Raw genomic sequence first — 24,761 nt, forward strand, 5'->3', positions numbered from 1 at the left:
TAAATGATGAATTTGGAAATCGAGAAACCAATCCTTTCCATTGACGCGAAAAATTCCGTTTGCTATACTGAATTTTAGACACAGAAAATCCTTATCTACGAATTTTACATTCAGAAAGCCAGGCTTCCTATGAATCATGAAAATCATCCCGGTCATCCATATCTTTATTCTTTTCTTCTTGTTTTCGGTCTGACGCTGATCTGCGCTCTGCTTGCGGGATCTTCGTATTGATCGGAGCGTGAAAAACAGGAAGCTGCCGAACAGCGCAGAATCCAGGAGCTGCATAATGAATTTCTGACTCAGAAAGATTAAACACATGTTAAACATACGTGAAACGCCCTTTACCGGCTACGCCTTCAGCAGCACCTTCTGCCCGCAGACCGGGATTTCCTCGAGATACTTAAAATACCACTTCTTCCTCCGCGCCGAATACCGCACCACCACCGGAATCCAGCAATTTTCCACTTTCAGATACACATACTGCCCGGAAGCCACTTCCACCTCGCCGTTCTGCTGCTCTACAAATGCACGGTTTTTCTTTATTTTTACAATGCCTTTCGTCATAATGATCATCCTTTCTGAACGGGTTTGAAAAGATACTCTACCTGTATTGTATGCAGAGGGGATAGGAAATTTCCACTTTTCAGGGGCAAAAAAACAGGACACGGGATTCCCCCATTGTCCTGTTCTCCTTTTATCACACACCTGCTTACCCCTCAGCATCGTTCTGCTGCCAAACTTTATCGCTCGAATCAGAACAGCTGCCCCAGCAGTTTCAGCTTTTCCTTTTTGGGGAATGCGGCTTCAAATTTTTCAAAAGCTTCCGGGTTCTTCTCACAGATAATCATGATGAAGCTGCGCAAGTTTTGGATCGCGGTATTGTTCCAGCGTCAGCATTTTGCGAAAATTGGCAGAGAATGTTTCTTTCGTCCAATGCTCAAACTGCGCCATGCTGTAATCATGAATCTGTGCAATCGGGGTCTGCAGATAGAAGTGTAATGGGGTCTGGTACCAATGTGCAGCTCCTCGGTGTCCAGAAACGCATCCTTGTGATCGACTCTTCCGGCTTTCCGGATCTGGCCTGTCTGTGCTTTTTTCAGGCAGCCACATTCCCGGCAGCCCGACTCACTGATTATCGTAACACGTAACCTCTCTTTGTGAAACCCCGGAGTCAAAAACAAAAAATCTCAAAACCAGTTGCTCTTGTTCTCCTGGTTTTGAGATTTTTTATGCTGTGTATCTTTTATTTTTCACCCGCCATCGGCTGATGGTCTGCAATTTTCAGAAAAACAAATCCAAGTGCAAAGAAAACCGCCAGACATGCAACTGCTACGTTGATCGTTCCTCCCGCCAGCTTTACAACTGCAATGACTACAGATCCAAGGAAGGAAGCGCCCTTGGCAAAAATATCATAGATGCCAAAATATTCTCCCGAATTCTCCGCCGGAATAATTTTGGAATAATACGACCGCGACAACGACTGAATTGATCCCTGAAAGCATCCCACTCCAAATGCCAGAATCGCAAAGTGCACCAGCGTCCGCAGTGTCAGCGCATAGAGGCAGATAACAAAATAGCCTGCGATGCAGATCAGAATCAGGGATACCGTATCTTTTTTCCGCGACAGTTTTGCAAAAAACAGAGATCCTCCAAAAGCGACAACCTGCGTGGCAAGCAGGAAAACAACCTGTCCGACCGTATTCAGGTTCAGATCGGTTCCGATGTTGATGCAGTTATCAATGATAGTTCCGACCCCATCAATATAGAGAAAGAATCCAATCAGAAAGAAAAATACTTTCCGGTCCGAAACTGCGATTTTTTTCAGGGTTCTGAATATTTTTCCAAATGTCTGGCCGACGGTAACCGTTCTCATTTCCACGTAATTCTTCTGCCGATACTCCTTCAGCAACGGCAGCGTCACCACCAGCCACCAGAGAGCCGTCACGCCAAAGCCAATCATCTTAGAGACAAAATCCGGCAGCACCCCGACCATATCCGGCCCCAACACGTAAGCAATCAGTGCTACAAGAAACGGAATGCAGGATCCCAGGTATCCCCACGCATAGCCATAGGAGGATACCTCATCCATACGTTCCTCCGTTGTCACATCATTCAGCATGGAATCGTAAATCGTCAGCGATGCATTATAGCAGACTCTTGTCACAATATAAATGACCAAAAACATCACCCAGCTCGTTGCAACGCCATTCAGCACACATCCTGCAATGCCCAGGCCTGCCGTTGTGGTAAAAAAGATCTTTTTCTTATCCTTATGATCTGCCAGCACACCACAGACAGGACCGATCAGTGCCACCACCACCGTAACAATGGAAATGGCAATCGAATAATACGCCGTCGCCTGATCCGAACTGATTTTTCCCGGCCCTGTACCGATTGCCAGACTCTTAAACCAGATCGGAATCAGCGAACAGGCAAGCATAATAAATGCCGAATTTCCCACATCATATAAAACCCATGCAAACTCCTGCTCCGTCAGATTTCGAAACACTTTTGTCCGATGAAGAGCCCGAAACAGACCACTCATACTACAATCCCCACTTTCTTTTATTTTGTCATGCAGTATCAGTGTAGCATAGATTTCTTGATATTCAAAGTATTTTTTGTATGAAAGTAGGCAAAATCATTTGCAAAACGCCAGTTTTCCCATCCTTCCATGATCCGCCGGAAATTTCACAGCAGATCATTTCGATTTCTCAGATTAATGCCGGTGTCTGCGCCAAAACGGAAATGATCGCAATCACCGCAAAAATCACAGCAGCTGCCACTGCAGCAATCATAATTTTTCTTTTCATAGCATACCTGCTTTCTCTATCATGTTTGCGGAATATTTTGTTTTCGTAATCATATCTTTTTTCCTAAAGACATTATACCCTATGCATAGGAATACATCAAACTTTTCCAGTCCAGGCCATTTCCAGACAGCTTTTAAAAACAGTCTGGCATGACTCCAAACGATTACAGGCGCAGGCGGTCATAACCGTCTGCGCCTGTAGTCGTTTCACTTTTTTTGCAGATGTTTTATAAGAATCTGATTACTATTTTTTTATTTCTCTGCTATACTTATGCTAAGATACCAGACACGCTCTTGCACCGGCCTGGCAGTCCGTGCATTGAGAAAAAATAAGAAAGCAGAGGATCAAAGAGATGACGAAAATCCCAAACAGACTTCACAAATACGTGCCATCTATGCTGCTGTTTCTGCTGTTTGAAGCAGTGGCAGTTACGCTGTGGCTCACAAAGGACAATTTTTTCTATCTGCTGAATTTCAGCTACATCGGAGCCTGCCTTGGGCTTGGAACGGCACTGTTTACCGCCGGGAAACGATATGCCCGGCATTTCGTCCAGTTGGCGGTGGGCAGCTATATGTTGCTGTACCTTGGCGTGATTTCCCGTGAAAATATGCAGATCGAAGGGTTCTGGTACTACCTGTTTCTCGGCGTTTTCGAAGCAGCAACTATCCACTACGCGGTTGCAAAAATTTTCGGACCGCTGCTTTTTGGGCGTGGCTGGTGCGGTTACGCCTGCTGGACAGCTATGGTGCTGGACTTTCTGCCCTACAATCAGCCGCAGAAGCCACGAAAAGAAAAGCTGGGCTTCCTTCGCTATGTGATGTTTCTTCTGTCTCTGGCGTTGGTGTCTGGGCTGTTTCTGATGCAGGTGGCACATCTGGAGCAAATCATGTTCTGGCTTTTCCTGGCCGGAAATGCGCTTTATTACCTTGTCGGTATTGTGTTCGCCTTCCTGTTTCAAGATAACCGGGCATTCTGCAAGTACCTGTGTCCCATTACGGTTTTTCTCAAACCTATGAGCTATTTCTCTCTTCTGCGCGTCCACTGCGATGAGGATAAGTGCGTCCATTGCGGGAAGTGTCTGCAGGTCTGCCCCATGAACGTGGAGGTTAATAAGGAAACCCGCAGGCGGAAAAACGGAACAGAGTGTATTCTCTGCTATGAATGCACGAAAGTTTGTCCCTCAAAAGCACTGCATTAACCGTTTTCCTCTTCCGTAAATTTATTCCTCGCTTCGGCCGTCAGATCATTTAGTTCAGAGAAAACATCGCGGCAATTAATTCCTTCTCTTCCTCTTCGGTCGGCAGATCTGCCATATCCATCCATCGTTCATATTCTCCGGCAAATCCTCCGGCAGCCATTGCCTCCATGCGAAAAGACGATACAGCCAGAAGTACGGATTGTCGCCACATCCGGACCCAGCGGATTCATAAAACCGATCCCTTAATTACCTATACATAATTTTGCCTGATTTTTCATGGATCGTATATACTAATGGTTGGAAATCCCCCTGTTATAACAAAATTCCAATCATTATCATACCATATATAGTACATTAATGATTGGAATTATCTATATCTTCTTTTAGCATTCTACTGCTACCTTAATTACACCGTCCCGCTTACCTTCAAAGAGTTCATAGGCTTCCTCTATCCTTTCTAAGGGATAGGTGTGGGTGATAAGCGGCTCTGTGTTCAATTTTCCCTCTGCAATTAACCGTAATGTTTCTTCACAGTCACAGCCATCCACTCCTCCGGTTTTAAAGGTAAGATTTTTTCCATACATATCCGGAAGCGGCAGGATCTGTGCCTGATCATAAAGAGCAACCACCGTCACCAGACCATTGGGTCTCGCGCATTCCCAGGCCAGACGGAAGGTAGCTTCCGCCCCCGCAACCTCCAGCACAACGTCAGCTCCCCCATGATCGCTGTTTGCCCGTACAAACGCTTCACACTTCTCCGGAGAAACCAACAAAATCTCCGGATAATGCTGTCGGATAAACTGCAGACGATTTTTATCCTTTTCACACACAATAATCCGTCTTGGTTTTTTCAGCATTACCGAAAGCAGGGTACAGATACCGGTGGGGCCGGCTCCGATGATCAGCACCGTGTCCTGCTCTGAGATCTCTGAAATACGCGCTGCCCAGTAACCGGTAGCCAGAACATCGCCCACCAGCAATGCCTGTCGATCCGTAACGCCATCCGGAATCTTATTCAGTCCCTGATCTGCAAAGGGTACACGCACATATTCCGCCTGGCCGCCATCGATCCGGCAGCCCAGCGCCCAACCGCCATTTTCATCTGTACAGTTATTCACATACCCTTTCTTGCAGAAAAAGCATTCACCGCAGAAGGTCTCCACGTTTACTGTCACCCGATCTCCCGGTTTTACCTTGGTAACTGCCTTTCCAACCTCTTCCACAATCCCCACCATCTCATGGCCAACCGTGATCCCGGGTACTGCCCGCGGAACGCTGCCATGCTTGATATGCAGATCGCTGGAGCAAATGCTGGCGAGTGTCACTTTAACAATAGCATCCCGCTCCTGCATCAGGGTCGGTTTTGGCTTCTCTCTTAATTCGAATTTTCCTTTTGAAACGTAGGTATACGCCTGCATATTTCTATTTTCCTCCACGTTTTTTGTAATCCTCGTCTATACGCTTTTTCCAGTCTGCGTTCAACGGGGCACTGCACCGGACAGAGCTGATTGCTTCGCTGACCACCTCATAATTCAACGCAGTTCCTTCGCTGTCGCACTGATAGTTGACTGCACGGTCTGCACCGATTCCGAACTGGCTTGCGGTCTCTACCGCGTCAATATTGGCACCAAGGAACAAAAACTCCCAACCGTATTTCGCTTTCTGCCGCTCGATCATCTGCTTCACTTTTTCGCTGTCATACCGGCGGCTGGCATTTTCCATTCCATCCGTAGTGATTACAAACATGGTATGCTCCGGGACATCTTCCGGTCGTGCGTACTTATGAATATTTCCAATGTGATGAATCGCACCGCCGATGGCATCTAAGAGTGCCGTACATCCGCGAACCGTATAATCCCGGTCAGTCATTGGTCGGATGTCCTTTACATCTACACGGTCGTGCAAGACTTCACTCACATTATCAAACAGTACCGTTGAAATCAGTGCTTCGCCCTCTGTTTTTTTCTGCTGCTCAATCATGGAATTGAATCCGCCGATGGTATCCCGTTCCAGTCCGTTCATAGAACCGCTGCGGTCTAAGATAAAAACGATCTCTGTTAAATTCTTTCTCATATGCTTATCCTTCTAAAAGATCTCGCCCTTACGGGCTCGCTGTCGCAGTATTCGCCAAGGTTTCGAGCAAGCTCGAGCTTTGGCTCATTCCTCACGCAAATGACTGCTCGATTTCGTACCTTACAGCCATAGTATAGCGATTTTCTTTTGCGGAGTGGTCGCATGGAAAGCGACATTTCTTTTTCCTTATGTACCGATCAGACTCTGGTCAAAGGCAAACAGTGCTTCATTGATTTCATACACATTATAGTTTCCCCGTTCAACAAAATATTCTACAATGATGTCGAATTTACTCGAATGGGACAATGTGAATCCTGCCTTGCCGAGCATCTCCTGCATCTGGGCAAGCGGCAGCTCCAAAGCGAGGGCAAATGCCAGCACCGTAGGTTTGGATGGCTTATAGAATCTATCCGAGCGAATTTTTGAGAAGAGCTTCCTGTCAATATTTGCTTTCTTGTAGCACTGTGCATCCGTCATACCGCTTTCCTCAATCTTTCGAAGCAGCATTTCTGAAAAGCTCTCATCCATCTGCCCCAGCGCCTCTTCCAGAGACTGACTGCTGCAGGATTTACAGATTGCTTCGGGCGGCAGCGGGACAGATGCAGCTTCAAAGCAGGATTCCTCTTGCCATGCTTCGGAACACCGACTCTGTTCTGCCCTCCTGTCGGTATATTCTTCCACATACCTGTCATCTATGTACACTGCGATGTCATCAAACAGCTTTCCGCTAATCTGATATGTCTTTCGGTCAAAAATAACGATATAGACCATCATCTCGTTTTCCAGCAAAAATTCGCTGATGGTATCGACTGCAACCTTCAGAGCCTGGTCTTTTGGATAGCCGTAAACACCGGAGGAAATCAGCGGAAAGGCTACAGACTGACAGCCATTTTCTTTCGCCAGATTCAAAGATGTCCGATAACAGAATTCCAGAAGCTCCTGCTCCCGATGCCTGCCATCCCGCCAGCGCGGACCGACTGCATGGATCACATATTTGCAGGGCAGACGGTATCCCTTTGTAATTTTTGCACTGCCGGTTTCGCAGCCATGCAGCGTACGGCATTCTGCAAGCAGTTCCGGGCCGGCCGCACGATGAATGCAGCCGTCCACACCGCCGCCACCCAAAAGGGACGTGTTGGCCGCATTGACAATCGCATCAACACTCATTTTTGTAATATCGTTTCTGATAAGCTGCAACGGCATGAAGCATACCTCCCATTCGTCCAGCAGTTGAAAATCAACATTAGTAAATAGAATATCCCATAACATAAGCTTCTTTAAAAACACTTTGATTCTTGACTCCAGGAACTTTATCGAGATATTCCATGTCATTACTTGCAATCTTAACTCTTTTTAAGTTAAGATGCAATATTTGAGTTAAGAGCAGTTAAAAATCAACATTATTAAAAATTATTTTTATAAAAAACCGATGCAACATGAGCATTACACCCACACTGCACCGGACATTCCATCATCAACTGCTCTGTCTATTTTCTTCTTCCTTCTGCACTTCCTGCTCATGCAGCTGCTCTTTTTTCTACTCGTCCCCTTTCAGGATTTCCTGCACAGTCTCCTGGGCTCCAGGCCAATCCTGCATTTCCGATTTGATTTTCTCTTAGAAATCCCCCGTACACCTTGTACTGATCAAAGAGCCATTCCCCAGAACATTGTTCATCACTTATTCTCCAAGGGTTGCTCCATCTTATTTCCATTCTCGCATACAAACCCATGATATCATATTTACATGGAAATCACCTACTGGACGACGGCTTTTTTCTTTTGCTGTCGTCCGGCAGATGAGTCAAGCAGATATTCGCAATCCGCTTCGCTACTTGCTCATAACCGAATAACTGCTCCGCAGTTTATCAGAAGGAGCTTGCACTCCTCCTGATACAAGCAAGTCCCCACCCACTGCTTATTGCTTTTCGCAATGGAAGCAGGGGACTTACTTGATTCGGTTAAAATTATTTGTTTTTCTCCCTACTAACTAGCGAATTCTTTAATATGTTCATATCCCTGAAAGATAATTGAGCGAATATGGTCATCTTTAAGAACATAGTAAATAGCCTTTCCACTCCTGCGCCAGCGAACCAAACCGTTCATGCGTAAAATATGGATATGGTGAGAAACAGCGGACTCTGACATATTCAGTTTGTCTGCAACTTCACTGACACATGCTTCCGAGGGTCCAATTTGAAATAAAACCTTCATGCGGGAAGGGTCCCCCTTTCTGTTTTCGTTTATTTCTGAACTTTAAAGATTTTTCACAAACAGCGCCCGGATAGCGTTGAGGACGGCTATAATCATCACGCCCACATCCGCAAACACGGCCAGCCACATATTGGCGAAGCCCAGAGCGACCAGCACGAGGCAGGCCAGTTTTACGCCGATGGCCACCACGATGTTCTGATAAACGATACCAAGGCACTTGCGGGAGATTTTGATTGCTTTGGAGATCTGCAAGGGGTCATCATCCATTAGAACCACATCAGCAACCTCAATGGCGGCATCAGAACCCATGGCACCCATGGCGATGCCGATGTCTGCCCGGCGAAGCACCGGGGCGTCGTTGATGCCATCTCCCACAAAAGCCAGTTTTTCTTTCTCTGGTTTGTTCTGAATCAACTGCTCCACTTTCTCCACCTTGTCAGCAGGAAGCAGTTCACTGTAAACTTCATCCAACCCCAAAGCGGAGGCCACACTGTCAGCCACCTTCTTGGCGTCACCAGTAAGCATCACAGTCTTGCGAACCCCAGCCGACTTTAATGCCTGGATGGCTTCCTTGGAGTGAGGCTTCACGATGTCGGAAATAACAATGTGTCCGGCATATTTCCCGTCAATCGCCATGTGAATGATCGTCCCCACACTATGGCACGGAATAGCCTGGACCCCCAAACGATTCATGAGTTTGTCGTTTCCAGCTGCGACCTGATGATCATCCACTGTGGCAATCACTCCGTTGCCGCTGAGCTCCTGAATATTGGTTACACGGCTGCGGTCGATTTCCATGCCATAGGCTTTCTGTAAGCTCTTGCTGATGGGATGGCTTGAAGCGCTCTCTGCCAGAGCGGCGTATTCCACCAGCTTGTGCTCATCCATCTCATTGTGATGGATCGCATTCACCTCAAATACGCCCTGAGTCAGTGTGCCGGTCTTGTCAAAGACCACGATCTTAGCCTGTGACAGGGTCTCCAGATAGTTGGACCCCTTCACCAGAACGCCCGCCTTACTGGCTCCGCCGATGCCTGCAAAGAAAGACAGAGGAATGGAGATGACCAGAGCGCAGGGGCAGCTGGCAACGAGGAAGGTCAGCGCCCGATAGATCCAGGTCTCCCAGTCTGCATCCAGTCCCATACCGAACATCCGCACCAAAGGAGGCAGAATTGCCAAGGCCAGTGCGGCATAACATACCGCAGGGGTGTAAATTTTTGCGAAGCGGGAGATAAAGTCCTCCGACTTGGACTTCCGGGAGGAAGCATTCTCCACCAGATCCAGAATTTTGGAGACAGTGGACTCGCCAAATTCCTTGGTGGTCTGGATATGGAGCAAGCCTGTCATATTGATACAGCCAGAGATGATCTCATCCCCGGTTTTGACCTCGCGGGGCAAGCTCTCGCCTGTGAGGGCAGCGGTGTTCAGTGTAGATTCACCCTGAACCACCGTACCGTCAATAGGAACTTTTTCGCCGGGCTGTACCACAATAATGGTGCCGATCCCCACTTCGTCCGGGTCTACCTGTTCCAGTTTTCCCTCCCGTTCGATATTGGCATGATCAGGACGGATGTCCATCAGATCACTGATATTCCGGCGGCTCTTGCCCACAGCATAAGACTGGAACCATTCGCCCACCTGGTAGAACAGCATAACCGCGATGGCCTCCAGATAGTCGCCGTTTTCATATATGGCCAGGGCAAGCGCACCCAGCGTAGCCACCGCCATCAGAAAGTGCTCATCGAACACCTGACCGTTGCGGATACCTTTTCCGGCTTTTTCCAGAATGTCGTAGCCAATGACCAGATAATCCACCATGAACACAGCCAGACGTATCCAGCGGCCTGCCGCGCCAAACACTTCAAATGCGCCTGCGCCCAGGACCTGCAAAATTAACAGTAGAACCGTAGCAGTCAGAATCCGCCACAACATCACTTTTTGTTTTTTGGTCATACCGGCGGTGGGCCGCGTGCCGATGATTTGAAGAATCACGGCCAGCAGAGCCACCACGACCAGCAGACCGTTGATGATATACTCCTGCATTTCGTTTTACTCCTTTCACGATTGCTTATTCGTTTATTTGTCTAAGAGAAAGAACGCCCTGCAAGCTGCCGCTCAACAGGGCATTTCGTTTCGCTGGCTTACAGGAAGATCTCGCAATCGGGTTCCACCTTCTTGCAGGCTTTGCGAACCTCCTGCATAACAGCCTTGGGGTCCTGACCTTCCTCGAACTCCACGTTCATCTTGAGGGTCATAAAATTCACCGTAGCGCTCTGTACGCCGCTGGTCTTGCGGGCTGCATCCTCCATCAGGTTGGCGCAGTTAGCGCAATCCACATCAATTTTGTAAGTCTTTTTCATTTTGAAAATCTCCTCTCCGAGTAGTAATTTTGTGTCAAACAATTAAATCATTATTTAACTGTATCTTCATCATACGCAGGAAAACCGTCCTCGTCAACGCTTTGAACCTATATCCTTCCATTTGGGAAAAGGGTTCTTCTACTTGGGCAAAAAACAGCTTTTATCGGCACATTCCAGTCCCCTGATAAGGGCAACCCGCGCACTTCCCGCGATTTTCTTTTCGGCGTTTTACCATGCGTCTCAAAGACCAGATACAATATACCGCCAATACAATGAGTAAAATTAAAGATGCCATATAAACCTCCTCCATTTGGACTCTTTGCAAAAATAGCTTGCTTAAAGCACTACAAAAAATCCAATCTGGTACACTACAAAAGTGACAATCCACGCCACCAACAACTGGAAAATGGCGGTAAAACCCATCCATGCCCAACTTCCCGATTCCTTGCGGATAGTAGCCAGAGCCGCCGCACAGGGAATATAGAGCAGGCAAAACACCATCAGGCTGAAGGCATTGAGAGGCCCAAGCCGATACCGTTCAATGCAGATGCAAAAGCACTCATCCCCTCTGGCGAGCTGGCGTTGACAATGCCGAACAACACAGCACAGCTGGACACCACCACTTCCTTGGCGGAGACACCGGCAATCAGAGCCACGGCAATCTGCCAGAAGCCCAAGCCAATGGGGGCAAAGAAGGGAACCAGCCACTTACCAATCATAGCCCCGAAACTCTGTGCCATATCTGGGGAATAGCCATGGGGGCCAAAGTTCAGCAGAAGCCAAATAACCAGTGTGGCAATAAAAATCGTAGTGCCTGCCTTTTCCAGATAATCCTTGACCTTCTCCCACACATAGATGGCCACCGTCCGGGAATCGGGCAGCTTATACTCCGGCAGACGGTGCAGGTCGATCTCCATGCCCCGCTTTTCCACAATGTCCATCATGTTCAGAGCCAGCACCACTGGCTTGCCCAGCTCCAGCAGCTGCAAGGTCAGATAGAGACTTCGTTCCAGCGCGGAGGCATCCGCCACATTGATGATGACATCCACCTCATCGCTGAGGATAAACTGCCGGGAGACGGTTTCCTCCATGGTATAGGAGGTCAGGCTGTAAGTGCCGGGTAAGTCTACCAGATGGATGGTAAGGTCGTGGTCCTTCATGACGCCCTCCACCTTCTCCACGGTCACGCCCGGCCAGTTGGCCACTTTCAAGTTGGCCCCGGTATAGGCGTTGAACAGGGTGGTCTTGCCGCAGTTCGGGTTGCCGATAAATCCAATGGTCATTTTCTGTTCACTCATGCACGTCACCTTCTTCCACTGTAATATTTTTGGTAATGTTATACCCCAGGGCAAACCGGGTGCCCCGCAGTTTAATAATCAAAATTCCCTTTCCTTTTCGGTTCAGCACAGAGATGGCGGTCTGACGGGTCATGCCCAAAGCCTCCAAACGCCGCTCAAGCTGAAAGGGAAGATGAATGGACTTTACGGTATAAGCCCGTCCAATCTTCGCATCCTTCAAAAGCATCTTTCTCACCTCTCAATATCAATAAACAATCATTTAATCGTTCTGTCTACATTGTAGAGCGGGGAAAATCGAAAAACAATGGACGGAGTACAAGTCCTTCCAAGAGGGATAAGAAAACTTCTGAATGGGTAAACAGTGCTAAAAAAGGTTCTGACATTGAAGCACCGCTCCATGTCAGAACCCATTTATTTCACAAATTATTTTTTGGGTTGCGTCGTCCGGTGTTTTCCGAGCCACGCACTTCCTCATGGTAAAAGTAATCCACAATGACCGGGTGCCCAGGCTCTGCCCGGCCGTAGGGCAGCTCGTTGTCCACGAAGGGACAGCTGTTTTCTTTCGCCAGCCGTTCCGCTTGATCCTCCAAACCACGGAAGTAGCTTCTGTCTCTCTTGTTGTAGATAGCGTCGTACAGCGGAACCAAGTCAGGATATTTTTTACAAATATAGTCCATGATGTCTTTTTTGAATCCGCCTCGCAGGTTTAGATTTTCTAGCCATATCAGGTCGCATTGATTTCTGACCTGATGGAAGATAGCCTCAAAATCCGTGATACCCGGAAAGACAGGGGCAATAAAGCAGACGGTGCGAATGCCCGCATCATAGATCTGCTTCATGGCATCCAGCCGTCGCTTGATGCTGACGGCATTGTCCATATCGTTTTTGAAATCCTCGTCCAGCGTATTGATCGACCAAGAGACCGTGACCTTTCCCAGTTCTTTCAGAAGATCGATGTCACGGATTACCAAGTCTGACTTGGTGCAGATGAGAATTTCCGCCTCGCTGCCCCGGAACTGTTCAAGAAGCTTTCGGGTGTTCTGAAACTGAGCCTCCTGGGGCAGATAGCCATCGGTCACAGAACCGATGACTACGCGTTGCCCTTTGTACTTTTGCGGATTTTTGATTGCTGGCCAATGTTTCACATCCAGGAATGTACCCCACGGTTCGGTGTGCCCGGTAAATCGCTTCATAAACGAGGCGTAGCAGTATTTGCAGCCATGGGTACAGCCCACATAAGGATTGACGGAATAGCCGCCCACCGGCAGGGTGGATTTTGTCATAATATTTTTGGTTTCTACATCCTGAATCAGAATGCTGCTCTCTCTCACTTCTGCCACGTCTTCTGTTCCTCCAATACCCGGTAAAAAGCCGGGGGAAATTCTTGTACCATCTGTGCCTCTCCCATGATAGGAAGCAGATCTTCCTTCATAAATACAGGGATGCCAAGCTCATGGGCCTGATGTGTCAGGTTCCACACCCATTCCGGTTTCGATACGGCTTTGCCCTTCCTATGTCCGGTCTCAGTCCCAATGACGATCCACTCAATTTAATACAAACGGCCACCGCTGATGCCTCCTTTCCGTTTTAAGATTTAGCCTTCTACCGCAGGCGCAACTTTCCCGAAGCCGTTCCAGGCATACAGCCCCTTCTTGTCCTCATCGCCCAGGAACTTGTCCACCTGACATATGTGCAGGATATGGTCGCCAACTTCCACCGACTGCTGCAGGGTGGCCACCATCGCCAGACGAGTATCCACCGGAATCTGGATATCACTGCCCTCCACAGCCATCATCTCGATGTTGTTGGCGGCCACCTTATCGGTCTCGGCACCGGTAGATGCTCCGCAGGCCATTACTGCGCCTGCCAGACTCTCACCGGGAACAGTGACAATGACTTTGCCGGTCTCACGCACACGCTTGCCGGTGTGGGACTGTTTGCCAGTGGCGAAGCCCACCATAGGCGGATTGAAGGAGAGGTAAGACACAAAGCAAATGGGAGCCAGGTTCGTAGAACCATCCTCCTTTTTAGAGCAGATCAGTGTCAGCGGATTGGGGGAGGTCAGAACAGTAGCCTCCATAATGTTCAGTTCTTTCATAAAATTCAGACCTTTCTAAGAGATTTCAGTCGTTGACTGTATGGCCAACCAGTGATATATTTATTATATCTGATAGTAATTTTTGTTCAAGTACGCAAATTATTTATACCTGGTATCAAAAAATATACTGCAAAAGACGAGGAACGATCCAATTATGACTTATGAAGAATTCAAAGAAAAGGTTGGCAGTGTCATTCTAACCGGCGAGGGAAACTGCCCGGTCACGCCGGTGGTTCAAATGCTGCAGGGCAAATGGAAACTCCAAATTCTCTATGAACTGTGCATCAAGTGTCCTATGCGGTTTGGGGAACTGAAAAAAGTTCTCAAACCCATTACCAACACAGCTCTGACCAACGCGCTGAAAGAGCTGGAAGCGGACGAATTGGTTCAGCGTATCCAATATAATGAAATGCCTCTGCGAGTGGAGTACTCCCTCACCGAAAAAGGGCGGGACCTGCTGCCGGTCTTTTACGCCATTTCCCAATGGGGAATGAAATATATACCATGATTCTAACTATATTAATATCTGCCTGATAATAGCCGGGAGGCATTGACAATTTGAGTCAACTTCCCGGCTTTTTATGCATTCTCTACTGCTGCAAAGGATTCAGGAAGCAACCTGGTTCATGAGAGTTTATGCATTTGTATAGTCATTTTGAACCTGCTCCGAAATCGTCATACCTCACACGCCTCCCGGAGAGCAGGCAGCAGCTCATCCAGCCGCCCGTCCAGTCCGAAGGACTTCTCTTTGATATTGTCCGCAATGTAGATCTCCCCCAGATTGATGGTCACATAAGTGGCGTTTGGCTCGCCGGCCACCAGGCGCATCATCGGGGCCTTGATCAGCTGATTGCGCCAGCCAATGCCCAGCTCCAGAACCACCAGTTTCTTTCCGTGGTAGGTTTTCAGAAAGTTTTGGAACCGTGCCTGGGCAGCGGCATCCGGGATCATTCTCTGACCCGCGCCCATGTGGATGTCCATGGGACCTCCGCACTTGGGACAACGCGGCACCAACTCTGTAGGCACATGGCCGCCCTGTTCGGCAGCCGATAATTTTTCGGCCACCTCTAAACTTGAATAGAGGGTATCGTGGCAGGGGCGGGCACACTGCATAGTAATCCAGTTGCCCTCAATCTCATAGATTTTCGTCGGATCGAAGCCACACAGTTCAAAGTGACCTTCTCCGTTTGATGTGACGACAAAGTAATCTTTTTCTCCTACAATGGCCTTCAAATCGTTCATCACCGGCGTAGGCTGGTACTGCCCACAGTAACGATGGATGAGCCGGGCCCAGAAGGCCCATTTTTCCTCCTCGCTGGGCCATCCGGCCATCATGCCCTGCAAAATACAACGTAAGCCGTATTTTTGTTTGAAATCCCCAAACAGTCTTTCAAAAGTCGCATTGTCCGCAAACAAATGCAGTCCTTCGGTGATGGACAGGCCGTTACTGGCTCCGATCAGGATAGCGTCCGCTTCTCTGAATTTTTTCGCAATAGGGTTCCAATCAATCATATTTGTTCGCTCCTTTCTATTTTATGGTTGCTGCGATGGATCGCTCCTGCCGGAGGGCAGCCAGAGTTTCCGCCAAATCTCCTTGCAGATACAGGCTGCGTCCCCGCAGATGCTCTGGCCTATGAGCTGCCTCTCGATTAAGACATGCATAAAAGACGTTTTCGTTTTTGGCAGTAAGTTCCCAGAAGGGCAATTTGATGATACTGGGTGTCATCTCACCCACGCCAAGTTCCAACAGCAGGACTTTTTTGTCGAACTGATCCATTATCCAGTGTCGCAGGAATCTATGGTAGCGATGCAGACTATCCTGCCAGAAGGTTCCCTCCAGAAAGGTATCATCTCGTACCCAGGGCACCAGCACCCGCCCGCAATCCGGGCAACGAGGAACAGCCTCCTCCGGCAGGCGAACACCTGCCAGGCAACCAGTCAGTTCCTTCACCAGTTCGCGGTTTTCCCCAATATCATCCCGGCAGGGCTGACTGCATTGGCAGTAGCTAAAGTCTCCCTGAAAGGCGCAAATTTGTTTCTGGGGAAATACTCGAAAAAACTGCTGATCCACATTGGTGGTCAGAACAAAAGCAGGTTTGTCCGCAACAAGCGCCTGCAGGTCCAGATAGGGCTGCCCAGTAGGGGCTTCCCACATGAAGCGGATATATTGACTGTAATACCCCCACTGTTCCCCATAGCTGGAAAAGCAATGGTAGAATCCAGCCAGCGGAGAGGTAAAGCCATACTGTTCGCGAAAGGGAGACAATGCCTCCGAAAGTGCCGGGGACCAATGGTAGTGGTCGTATCCAGCCGCGCTTGACAGGCCGGAGCCGCCTCCGATCACAACGGCATCTGCTTGATCAATACGCTCGGCAAGTTCCTGAAGCGTCGCTTGGTTTGCAACCCTCATCGATCGTTATCTCCGCTGTCCATGGTATCCCGTGCATCCCGCAGCACTTGAGCAATGTCGGCCACAATGGTCATGCCCTTGTCCTCCAACTGCTTGGGCAGGAAGTCATACTTGTTGTTGACAGCAATATATCGAGCATGGGGAAAGCTGAGGGTCATGTTCCAGAAAGGTTCTTGGATAAACATGGGAGTCATTCGGCCCACGCCCAGCTCCAGGAACAAAATTTTGCTGTCTTTGTGTTCCAGCACATAGCGAGAAATTTTTTCGTACTGTTCTTCGTATTTCTTTCCTTGCAGAAAATTCCCATATCCTCGCACCCAAGGGAATGCCTCGCCGCCGCAGTGGGGGCATCGGGGAATGAGATCCGTGGGAATCTTCGTGTCACTCCCCATAGCGGCTACCATATCAGCCACCGGCTTTACCGCATCCCAAGTGTCATCGGTACAACAGGCGGCACACTGGAAGAAGCGGTGATCCCCCTGAATCTCTGCCACCTTCTCCTCCGGGTAGAGTTTGACAAACTGGGTATCCTGGTTCGTGGTGAGGATGAAGAAGTCCTTGCCTTTCAGCAAAGCGTCTAAATCCAAATAGGAATGACGCACAGGTGCGGTCTGGGTAGTGTGAAGGAATGTGGCGAGATACCCCCAATACTCTTCCCTTGTCTTCCAGGGGTGCATCATCCCTGCAAAAGCACCTTTGAAGTGGTACTTCTCGGCAAAAGGGCGGAAGTATTTGCGGTAGGAGTCGTTGTCCTCGTAGTAAAAATCTCCACCACCGGCAGCGGACAGGCCGGAGGCCCCGCCCACTACCACACAGTCAGCTTCCTTTACCTCCTGTACCAAACGATGGATCTGTTCGCTATACGGCAGCGGCTTTTTGTCAGTCAGCTGATAAGGCGTACCGCCGGAAGCATAGATATGATAGTGCCTGGAATAATTCATCTGGGTCTGCATGACCAGATCATCATAGAAGTTCATTGTCACCATTCCTTTCAAGTGGGTGTTATTTTTATTCTTACTTCAAATTATTTTAGCATCCTCTTGCGTCACTGTCAATATGTTGTTATAATAAAAATAACATCAAAGTAAAAAAGGAGATCAGGCTATGAAATATTCTACCCGCCTTAGCGATGCTGTTCATATTCTGGCTTTTATCGCTCTGTACCCAAACTGCGACCTGACCAGTAACAAGCTGGCAGAGAGCATTCAGACGAATCCTGCCTATGTGCGCCAGCTCATGTCCGCCCTGCGGAAGGGAGGACTGCTGGTCAGCGTGAAGGGACATCCCCGACCTGCTCTGGCTCGTGAGCCGGAGAAAATCACTCTACTGGATGCCTATCGGGCAGTAGAGGGCAACAAGCCCCTGCTCCATCAGGACATCCACACCAATCCTGCCTGTGGCGTGGGTGTAAATATTCAACTGGTGCTGCGGGATTTTTACTTGGACATTCAAAAAACAGCGGAACAAAGAATGCAAGGAATCACGTTGAAAGATGTGCTGGAACAATATCACATGACTCCCATTGGTTACCCCTGTCCTTTTGCCAAACGTATGCGGGAGCTGGTGCAGAAAGAGATAGGTGATGGTGTCCGTATCTTGGATTACACCCATGACGCTGGTCCTGAACCAGAAATATTTCAGAAGTAAAGTTTCTTTTTCCTTCAGCCTATGGTAAGATAGACTTTAAGGAGGAGTGCTAAATGATTCAGAACCCCTTACCACACGACCACGGACAAACTATCGAGCAGGAACTGGAACATATGCCCAGCGTAGAAAACTTTCAAACCGTAGCTGATATTTTCAAGCAGCTGGGGGATGGCAGCCGTATTCGCATTTTTTGGTTGCTTTGCCACTGTGAGGAATGTGTTATCAATCTTTCAGCCATGGTAAATATGAGCAGTCCTGCAGTTTCTCACCATCTCAAGCAGTTGAAATCAGCAGGTCTGATCGTTAGCCGCCGGGACGGAAAAGAGGTCTATTATAAAGCGGCCGATACCGAGCAGGCCCGAAATTTCCATCACATGATTGAGTGGCTTGTAAAAATCGCCTGTCCGTCGCAAGTAGAAAAACAAAAAGGAACGCCATGAAAAAAGAAGAATCCAAAGTTATCGCTCAAAAATTTCAAAAGATTCCAAACGGCACCCTCGCCTTGAAGCATTGCCGGGCTGGCGGAACGGGTACCACACTCTTTGGAGAACAGTTTCGAGCGGTTACCGCTGGAAAAGGGGTTATGGAGGCATATGAAACTTTTCCTGGAATAGAGGTATCCTTCAATGTTTTTCTTGCTTCAGAGATCAAGTTTCAGCATGATGCTTCGGATTCTGTTTTAGAAATTTACTATTGTTGCAGTGGTCGCGTGGGTTGGAATATGCAAGACGGTACTGCCGTCTATTTAGGTAGAGGTGATGTGACAGCACACAGTATGGCCTGCTGCGCGGATTCCGCCATGATGTTTCCCCTAGGATATGCAGAGGGAATTTCCATTTCCGTGGATCTGAAACAGCTCTCTTCCATTTGCCCGGAAGTTTTAAAGAATGCCGGTGTGGAGGCAGACCAGTTACGGGATCGATTTTGCTCCGGAAAGCCATCCGCAATCCCGTCCTGTTCCGATTTAGAGCACATTTTTGCCCCACTCTTTTCTGCTCCTGTATCCGTTCGAATTTCCCTCTTGAAATTGAAGGTGCTGGAAATTTTGATTTATTTGAGCAACATGAAATCGGAGCATAAAGAATTGACCCAATACTTCTCCCAGCAAACCGAATTGATAAAAGAAATTCATCAACAGTTGACAGAGCACTTGGATCAACGATTTACGATCGCAGAACTTTCCAAACAGTATTTGATAAATACCTCCACTCTAAAGGAGATATTCAAGGCAGTCTACGGCCAGCCTATCGCCACCTATATGAAGGAATTTCGAGTGCGTCAGGCTATGAAATTATTACGGGAAACAAATGACACTATCGCGGATATTGCTTCCCAGGTAGGCTACCAAACCCAGGGAAAATTTTCAAGCGCTTTTCAGTCTATAGTCAAAATGTCACCCAGAGAATACAGAAAAATCCAGGGTATAGCTCCATCGGATTTCTTTAGCAAAACACTGTAATGAAAAATTCTGGTAGACTACTGCCAACAAAGCCAAGTTCTTCACTTTTGATGTATAGTCAATCAGCGTTGTCATCCTAATCTGTGCTGACTGCATCAGCAGCCGTTTTCCACATACTGAACATAGGAGATCAAACCGTCTGTTCTTACAGCATCCAGTGTTTTTACGCTGATTCCCAGTATACTGGCTGCTTCCTTCCTTGTAATCAGTTTATCCATCGCCTTCTTCGTCATAGTTCATAGCGAAAGCTCCCTTCCTGTGATAGCTACATACTACCACAAAAGTAATTATCTTTCACTGACAACTATCCTAACACACAGGGATAACTTGAATAGAGTAAAATGCTCGCATCTATCATTTCAAGCAAGAGAAAATGAAGTGAAATGCTTGCATTCTCTAATGATTATTATGAATTGATTTTTAGGGCAACACAATCCGTCGAATTATTTTGCGCTTACTTTCAAAAAATCTTGAAACGCATATTTTTAAAAATGCAGATGTAGACTGTCAAGGAGCTGGAAGCGGATAAACTGATCGTCCGCACCGAGTATCCGCAGATTCCGCCGAAGGTGGAATATACGCTTTCGGAACGAGGAAAAACGCTGATGACTGTGCTGGATCAGCTCTGTGTCTGGGGCGAGGAGAATCGACTGACAGAGTGACAACTTCCAATGGAGCAGTGAAGCACACTGCCGCCTGTGAGAAATCCTACATCTCTGGGGTGATAAGAAAGAGTACAGAGAAACCATATTTTCAGAAAGCACTGCCGGGTGCTGTATCAGCATGATACTTGGCAGGCTTTATCCATATCAGTGTATGGAGATTGGAGACAACAGCAAATGAAAGAAAACTGTCTATGGTATTGGCAAAAAAAGAGACAGGGCAAATGTCGAAAGGATAGTCCAGAATTAAAGGATGCACTCCTCAGGAGGATGCTTCCACCAAACAATGAATCTATTACCAAGATATCCAGAGAAGAAGGAATCTCTGAACAGACACTTCGTAACTGGCGGGATAAAGCCAGAAAGGAAGGCTATGCTGCTCCTGGTACGGATGCTGTTCCTGATGACTGGAGTACACAGGATAAATTTTTAGTTGTTGTTGAAACAGCAGGTATGAATGAAACGGAACTTGCCGAGTATGCCCGTAAAAAAGGTCTTTATATCGAGCAGATCAAAGCCTGGAAAGATGCCTGCATGAATGCCAATGGTGGCATCGCTAAAGAAGCTTCCCGGCTTAACCGCGAACTTAAGGATTCTGAGAAAGAACGCAGAAAACTTGAAAAAGAATTACAGCGCAAGGGCTACGTCTGCTTCCATCAATCGGGGCTTGACCGTATCGCCCAGACCGTCCTCGGCGGTCTGATAGATGATATTGAAAGGTTCAAGTGTCTCCATACCGGGCAAAGGCTTTCGATTGGTGCAAGCCGCCGCAAGGCGCATGGCAAAGTAGGTCTTGCCCTCGCCGGGATTGCCCTGGATAATTGTCAGCTTTCGGGAAAGGACTTGCCGTAAAACTCTATGACAAAATCAATGGGATAGCCGCCCTTGCTCTGGCTGTGGCGAAACCACTTGTTTCCCCGGACGGTCAGGCTGTCATGTTCTTTCCAGCGGTATTCTCGTCCGCTTTTGATAAGCGTCTCTCCCTGTGTACGGAGAAAATCTTCCAGACTGACGGCGTTTGCCCGGTCAATCTGTGCTTGGGTGTAATTCATCGGGATAGTTCCTCCTTTTTCTGTCGTGTTTGGGGTCGATTTTGGAGCTTTTGTTCCTCTGTGCGCTCGTTAAATCGGGCGGCAGTATCTACACATGACTTGACCTTCCAAAGGCGGTGTAAATCGTCTCTGACGGTCTTAAACTCGCCATAGGTGGTGTTGTGCTCCTGTTCCAGCTCGTCATACTCGTCGGACAGCTTTTTCATATCCACCTTGCCGTCCGGGAACTCCCCGGTCAGCTTTCGTCTGGCGGCGTAGAACTGTATCAATTCCGCTTCATGCTCTGCCTTGTACTTGGCTCTGGGCTTCTCAAACTTGATTTTCTGCAAGCCGTCATAGATAGGCTTCAAGCTCTGGAAAGCGGCGGAGCTGTCATAGAGCTGCTTGATTGCTTTCATTCGGGCGTTCTGTTCGTCCAGCGTTTTCTTCAAGCTCTCTGTGGTAGCACTGTGTTCGCTGACACGGTGTTCCAAATCCTCAAGGGAGTAAATCCCGTTTGCCCGGAGATAATTGAAAGTCTCATTCATCTCCTTTAGATTGCTGACCTTGCCTTTCTGCGAATACGCCCCGGCTCTGCCCTGGGTGTAATAGGCGTTCAGCAGAGAAACAAGGTCGGGTGCCTGCGGCTTGGCAAGCTCTGCTTTTGCTTCGGCAATCCAATCGAACAGGAGAGCGATTTTCTTCTTGATGTCCCGGATCACGGCATTGGTTGCCTTGATCCAGCGGTTGAACTCGCCCTTCTCGGTGCGTATGCCTTTCTTCTCCATTGCCCGGACAGTTGCGCCCTCGTGGACAGTGGGAAGAAACTCCACGCCCTGACGCTCATAGCTTCGGTGGTCGATACGAACGTCAAGCCCCTTTTCCGCAAACTTGGCGTTGCATAGCTCCGCCCATGTCTGCCGCCAGTATTCCAGCGTTTCGGGACTGCCCCAGTCGGTAGTGGGAACGGCGTTGAAAACAAACTCGCCGTTCTGGTCTCGGATACGGTTGCCGTCCTCGTCCAGCTCATACACCCGGCGTTGCTTTAGCCCCCATTTGCCGTCCTGCTCGATGGGGCGGATAGGGCAAATCACATGAAAATGCGGGTTTGGTATGCCGCCGTCCTCCCGGTCTGGCTGGTGTACGGCGAAGTCAACCACCATGCCCCGGCTCACAAAGTTCTCCAACAAAAATTGCCTTGCAAGAGCGATGTTTTCCTCAAGGGAAAATTCATTCTGCAAGGCAATGTCAAAGCTGTATGCAAGTTGGGCGTTCTTTCCACGCTCGGCTTTTTCCACGGCGTTCCATAGGGTCTGGCGGTCTGCGTATTCGGGCGGTGCATGGGACGGCAGGAGAATGTCAGAGCAGATCACGCCGCCCTTGCGGGTGTAGTCGCTGTATTCGCCGTAATACTCGCTATACAATCGCTCCCCGGCTCGGTAGGCAGCAGAAGCGATAGCGGACTGTCCTGCGCTTCGCTTAGTCTGCGTGACGCTCAGATGAAATAGTGCCATCGGCTTTCAACTCCTTTTCTCCGTTTGCTTGGCTGATGTGGGTAATCGTCATGTGACGGACGGCTCGCTGGACTTCGGACAAAGAAAAGATTTGTTCCATCAGCTCTGTCATTTCGGTGCGTGTGAGATCTTTGACCTCCGGGGCAAGGCTCTCAATCGTGCCGCCCAGATTGCAAAGACGATGGGTGCGTTTCTGCCTTTCGCCTTTCTCCAGATATTTCTTTCTGTTCTCAAGACGGTTGAGCTTGTGCTGTTCCTGTGCAAGCTGCGTCTCGGCCCGTTCCTTTTCGGCTCGGAGCTGGTCAAGGGTTTTCGGTTTTGTCATTGTGATTGACCTCCTATTTTTGATTTTGGGGATAAAAAAAGACCGTCAACTTTTCGCATAGTGCGACCAGTCAACGGTCTGATTTTCGGTATTTGTTTTTCCAAACTTGCTGGCGGCGAACGGTTTGTCAAAACCGTTTGCGGACGGCAAGTACACAAGGGATAGCCGCATTAGCAGCGCAAGGGGGTGTAGCCACCTTGACGGAACGAAGTGACGAAACATTCTCGGTCATGCAGCTTTTTTCTGCTGACAGAGAATGAAGCTCCGCAGGACGCACGATACTCCCGATAGGAGAGTATAGAAGTGCGCCCTTTAGTTCCTAAAGGGATTTTATCAGTTCGCCAAACTTGAATCTGTCGTATTAGAGATTCTTCGCTTGCAGCTCCCTTAACGATTTCTTCGCTGGCGAAGTTGGTAGCGACCGATACATCACCGGCTACAAACTGTGATAATCAAAAATAAACACATTTGCCGATATTAAAGAAAGGAAGCCCCCTTTTTGGTGGCTTCCTTTCTTGTTTACTCCACCGATCAACGGCTCAATATTAAAAAATCTCCGAAACCAAGAACGCTACAACATAGCAGATCGGTTGGTGTATCATGTAAATAATAAGCGAATGTTTCCCTAAAAAGTTAATACCTGGAACTTTCCATTTTCCAAATAGCCGGTTAATCAGCCCCTTTTCCTGTAAGAAACTGTACAGGAAATATCCTGTTGCAAATAAGAAAATCCATGGGAGCAACGGAAAATAGTCGGTAGATGAAAAGCCAGCTTGCGGAAATCCAATATAAGCTAATACCGATTTCAACCATGTAACATTCAGCAAATTATCAGATAGTTGGATAGGGTCTTGCTTCGTCCAACTTCTGAGAATGAGGAATAGCACAAAACTAACACTTACCCCAACCCCAGCCGGGATTTTTTTCAGAACCTTATCCAGTAAAATCCATATCAAAATACAGCTGCCAATAAGCGTTAGAACACCGTAGCGCACCCGATCATTGGGAAGAACTATGGCGGTAACGAGCGAAACGACCACACCACCACCAAACGCCCACAATCCCCTTTTCATGTGTTTTTTTCCTAAATGCCAGCTGAACCCAGCCAGCAAAATAAAAGTCCAGCAAATGGATTGCTGCCAAATATAGGCACCGTGGGACTTATACCATGGAATATCTGCATTATACAGATAAACTAAATCCCATAAGAAATGATACGAAATCATTTCAATAATGGTTATACCTCTTATCAAATCAATAAACGGTAAACGCTGCTTTATTTGCGTTGTTTCCAGCAAAATTTCATCACCCCTTTTATTTACTCCAAAATCGGCTCCACCAGCTCCGGGGCGACTCTGGCTGCTGCCGTTCCGGCTCTGCCGGAGCTACGCAATCCTCTGATTTTCTTCATGTTCTGTACCTCTTTCGTAAATTCCGATTCATAATGTAAGAGTAAGGTCTATCCGGCCTTGCTCTTTTCTTTTAAAATGGAGATATGGTCTGACGAAATTTCCGATTGGGACATCACGCCCGCAGACAAATGTGTCAGCCAGCCTCCATTTGTTGCTCACTTTTCGTATTCAAATTGTACCATAAAACTTGTGAACAGTTCTACCGCAACTTTGGACTATATGAGAAAAGTCCGAACAGTTTTCTGCCCGG

Annotated in this window: 26 protein-coding genes and 4 pseudogenes; 7 read left to right on the forward strand and 23 right to left on the reverse strand. The window is 48.1% G+C overall.

Features of this window, described 5'->3' with window-relative positions; all coding sequences use genetic code 11:
• Positions 1-348 precede the first annotated feature (348 nt).
• The 3 genes from DW642_RS02325 to DW642_RS02340 form a co-directional block, all read right to left on the reverse strand.
• On the reverse strand, positions 349-564 hold the full coding sequence (locus DW642_RS02325) for a hypothetical protein (RefSeq protein ID WP_022462490.1): 216 nt from the start codon (positions 562-564) through the stop codon (positions 349-351).
• Between the two features lie 270 nt (positions 565-834).
• Positions 835-1,110: a hypothetical protein gene (locus DW642_RS16125; RefSeq protein ID WP_242991103.1), complete on the reverse strand. Its 276-nt coding sequence runs from the start codon at positions 1,108-1,110 to the stop codon at positions 835-837.
• Positions 1,111-1,243: 133 nt separating this feature from the next.
• A complete protein-coding gene (locus DW642_RS02340; RefSeq protein WP_117509131.1) occupies positions 1,244-2,545 on the reverse strand; it encodes an MFS transporter in 1,302 nt (433 codons plus the stop codon).
• Positions 2,546-3,174: 629 nt separating this feature from the next.
• On the opposite strand from DW642_RS02340, the gene DW642_RS02345 reads away from it, so the two are divergent.
• Positions 3,175-4,011, forward strand: a complete 837-nt coding sequence (locus DW642_RS02345; RefSeq protein ID WP_442857741.1) for a 4Fe-4S binding protein — start codon at positions 3,175-3,177, stop codon at positions 4,009-4,011.
• A 49-nt stretch (positions 4,012-4,060) separates the two neighbouring features.
• On the opposite strand, the gene DW642_RS15785 is transcribed toward DW642_RS02345, so the two are convergent.
• The 12 genes and pseudogenes from DW642_RS15785 to DW642_RS02405 form a co-directional block, all read right to left on the reverse strand.
• Entirely contained in the window at positions 4,061-4,222 is a 162-nt protein-coding gene (locus tag DW642_RS15785; RefSeq protein ID WP_158554958.1) for a hypothetical protein, read from the reverse strand.
• 172 nt (positions 4,223-4,394) lie between these two features.
• Positions 4,395-5,429 carry an alcohol dehydrogenase gene (locus tag DW642_RS02350; protein WP_055228476.1) on the reverse strand — a complete coding sequence of 345 codons (1,035 nt, stop codon included), beginning with the start codon at positions 5,427-5,429 and terminating at the stop codon, positions 4,395-4,397.
• A gap of 4 nt (positions 5,430-5,433) precedes the next feature.
• The gene (locus DW642_RS02355) at positions 5,434-6,084 is read right to left on the reverse strand and encodes a vWA domain-containing protein (protein WP_022462485.1); all 651 of its coding nucleotides are present in this window, start codon (positions 6,082-6,084) and stop codon (positions 5,434-5,436) included.
• 186 nt (positions 6,085-6,270) lie between these two features.
• Positions 6,271-7,287 (reverse strand): O-acetyl-ADP-ribose deacetylase, encoded by a 1,017-nt coding sequence (locus tag DW642_RS02360; protein ID WP_117509133.1) that lies wholly within the window; start codon positions 7,285-7,287, stop codon positions 6,271-6,273.
• A 780-nt stretch (positions 7,288-8,067) separates the two neighbouring features.
• Positions 8,068-8,328 carry an ArsR/SmtB family transcription factor gene (locus DW642_RS02365; protein ID WP_256359688.1) on the reverse strand — a complete coding sequence of 87 codons (261 nt, stop codon included), beginning with the start codon at positions 8,326-8,328 and terminating at the stop codon, positions 8,068-8,070.
• 9 nt (positions 8,329-8,337) lie between these two features.
• A complete protein-coding gene (locus DW642_RS02370) occupies positions 8,338-10,338 on the reverse strand; it encodes a heavy metal translocating P-type ATPase (RefSeq protein WP_117509135.1) in 2,001 nt (666 codons plus the stop codon).
• 98 nt (positions 10,339-10,436) lie between these two features.
• Entirely contained in the window at positions 10,437-10,655 is a 219-nt protein-coding gene (locus tag DW642_RS02375; RefSeq protein ID WP_117509136.1) for a cation transporter, read from the reverse strand.
• A 160-nt stretch (positions 10,656-10,815) separates the two neighbouring features.
• Positions 10,816-11,082 (reverse strand): FeoB-associated Cys-rich membrane protein, encoded by a 267-nt coding sequence (locus tag DW642_RS16730; RefSeq protein WP_117509137.1) that lies wholly within the window; start codon positions 11,080-11,082, stop codon positions 10,816-10,818.
• Positions 10,992-11,953 (reverse strand): annotated as a pseudogene (locus DW642_RS02385) (FeoB small GTPase domain-containing protein). The gene DW642_RS16730 and the pseudogene DW642_RS02385 overlap by 91 nt, the downstream one beginning before the upstream one ends.
• A complete protein-coding gene (locus tag DW642_RS02390) occupies positions 11,946-12,179 on the reverse strand; it encodes a FeoA family protein (protein WP_117509138.1) in 234 nt (77 codons plus the stop codon). The pseudogene DW642_RS02385 and the gene DW642_RS02390 overlap by 8 nt, the downstream one beginning before the upstream one ends.
• Before the next feature lie 190 nt (positions 12,180-12,369).
• Positions 12,370-13,293: a radical SAM mobile pair protein B gene (locus DW642_RS02395; RefSeq protein ID WP_117509139.1), complete on the reverse strand. Its 924-nt coding sequence runs from the start codon at positions 13,291-13,293 to the stop codon at positions 12,370-12,372.
• A 254-nt stretch (positions 13,294-13,547) separates the two neighbouring features.
• A complete protein-coding gene (locus tag DW642_RS02405; protein ID WP_117509140.1) occupies positions 13,548-14,051 on the reverse strand; it encodes a flavin reductase family protein in 504 nt (167 codons plus the stop codon).
• Positions 14,052-14,205: 154 nt separating this feature from the next.
• Here DW642_RS02405 and DW642_RS02410 point away from each other — a divergent pair, with 154 nt between their 5' ends.
• Entirely contained in the window at positions 14,206-14,559 is a 354-nt protein-coding gene (locus tag DW642_RS02410) for a winged helix-turn-helix transcriptional regulator (RefSeq protein WP_055187091.1), read from the forward strand.
• Positions 14,560-14,726: 167 nt separating this feature from the next.
• On the opposite strand, the gene DW642_RS02415 is transcribed toward DW642_RS02410, so the two are convergent.
• From DW642_RS02415 to DW642_RS02425, 3 genes are read right to left on the reverse strand one after another with little or no spacing between them, the layout of a single operon-like run.
• Positions 14,727-15,563 carry an NAD-dependent protein deacetylase, SIR2 family gene (locus DW642_RS02415; RefSeq protein ID WP_117509141.1) on the reverse strand — a complete coding sequence of 279 codons (837 nt, stop codon included), beginning with the start codon at positions 15,561-15,563 and terminating at the stop codon, positions 14,727-14,729.
• Between the two features lie 16 nt (positions 15,564-15,579).
• Positions 15,580-16,461, reverse strand: coding sequence for an NAD-dependent protein deacetylase, SIR2 family (locus DW642_RS02420; protein ID WP_117509142.1), 882 nt, complete (start codon positions 16,459-16,461; stop codon positions 15,580-15,582).
• Complete coding sequence (locus tag DW642_RS02425) at positions 16,458-17,438, reverse strand: NAD-dependent protein deacetylase (RefSeq protein WP_173841546.1); 981 nt, start codon at positions 17,436-17,438, stop codon at positions 16,458-16,460. The genes DW642_RS02420 and DW642_RS02425 overlap by 4 nt, the downstream gene beginning before the upstream one ends.
• Before the next feature lie 127 nt (positions 17,439-17,565).
• On the opposite strand from DW642_RS02425, the gene DW642_RS02430 reads away from it, so the two are divergent.
• From DW642_RS02430 to DW642_RS02440, 3 genes are read left to right on the forward strand one after another with little or no spacing between them, the layout of a single operon-like run.
• Positions 17,566-18,108, forward strand: a complete 543-nt coding sequence (locus DW642_RS02430) for an Rrf2 family transcriptional regulator (RefSeq protein WP_242991104.1) — start codon at positions 17,566-17,568, stop codon at positions 18,106-18,108.
• 53 nt (positions 18,109-18,161) lie between these two features.
• On the forward strand, positions 18,162-18,548 hold the full coding sequence (locus tag DW642_RS02435) for an ArsR/SmtB family transcription factor (protein ID WP_055228485.1): 387 nt from the start codon (positions 18,162-18,164) through the stop codon (positions 18,546-18,548).
• On the forward strand, positions 18,545-19,567 hold the full coding sequence (locus DW642_RS02440; protein WP_117509143.1) for a helix-turn-helix domain-containing protein: 1,023 nt from the start codon (positions 18,545-18,547) through the stop codon (positions 19,565-19,567). Before DW642_RS02435 ends, DW642_RS02440 begins: the two co-directional genes overlap by 4 nt.
• A 95-nt stretch (positions 19,568-19,662) precedes the next feature.
• On the opposite strand, the gene DW642_RS02445 is transcribed toward DW642_RS02440, so the two are convergent.
• Positions 19,663-19,800: a hypothetical protein gene (locus tag DW642_RS02445; RefSeq protein ID WP_442857661.1), complete on the reverse strand. Its 138-nt coding sequence runs from the start codon at positions 19,798-19,800 to the stop codon at positions 19,663-19,665.
• Between the two features lie 273 nt (positions 19,801-20,073).
• Here DW642_RS02445 and DW642_RS02455 point away from each other — a divergent pair.
• A pseudogene (locus DW642_RS02455) lies at positions 20,074-20,229 on the forward strand (winged helix-turn-helix transcriptional regulator); the annotation flags it as partial.
• A 177-nt stretch (positions 20,230-20,406) separates the two neighbouring features.
• Positions 20,407-20,607, forward strand: a pseudogene (locus DW642_RS16405) (transposase); the annotation flags it as partial.
• A 258-nt stretch (positions 20,608-20,865) separates the two neighbouring features.
• Here the strand turns inward: DW642_RS16405 and DW642_RS02470 are convergent.
• From DW642_RS02470 to DW642_RS02490, 4 genes and pseudogenes are all read right to left on the reverse strand, one after another.
• Positions 20,866-21,281 (reverse strand): annotated as a pseudogene (locus DW642_RS02470) (AAA family ATPase); the annotation flags it as partial.
• Positions 21,278-22,774: a MobQ family relaxase gene (gene mobQ / locus DW642_RS02475; protein WP_117509144.1), complete on the reverse strand. Its 1,497-nt coding sequence runs from the start codon at positions 22,772-22,774 to the stop codon at positions 21,278-21,280. The pseudogene DW642_RS02470 and the gene mobQ, both read right to left, overlap by 4 nt.
• Positions 22,740-23,099: a DUF3847 domain-containing protein gene (locus tag DW642_RS02480; protein WP_117509145.1), complete on the reverse strand. Its 360-nt coding sequence runs from the start codon at positions 23,097-23,099 to the stop codon at positions 22,740-22,742. Before DW642_RS02480 ends, mobQ begins: the two co-directional genes overlap by 35 nt.
• Positions 23,100-23,644: 545 nt before the next feature.
• Positions 23,645-24,397: a heparan-alpha-glucosaminide N-acetyltransferase gene (locus tag DW642_RS02490; RefSeq protein WP_117509146.1), complete on the reverse strand. Its 753-nt coding sequence runs from the start codon at positions 24,395-24,397 to the stop codon at positions 23,645-23,647.
• Between the last annotated feature and the right edge of the window lie 364 nt (positions 24,398-24,761).

It is taken from the genome of Blautia sp. AM23-13AC (assembly GCF_003435675.1).
Taxonomy (GTDB): Bacteria; Bacillota; Clostridia; order Lachnospirales; family Lachnospiraceae; genus Fusicatenibacter; species Fusicatenibacter saccharivorans.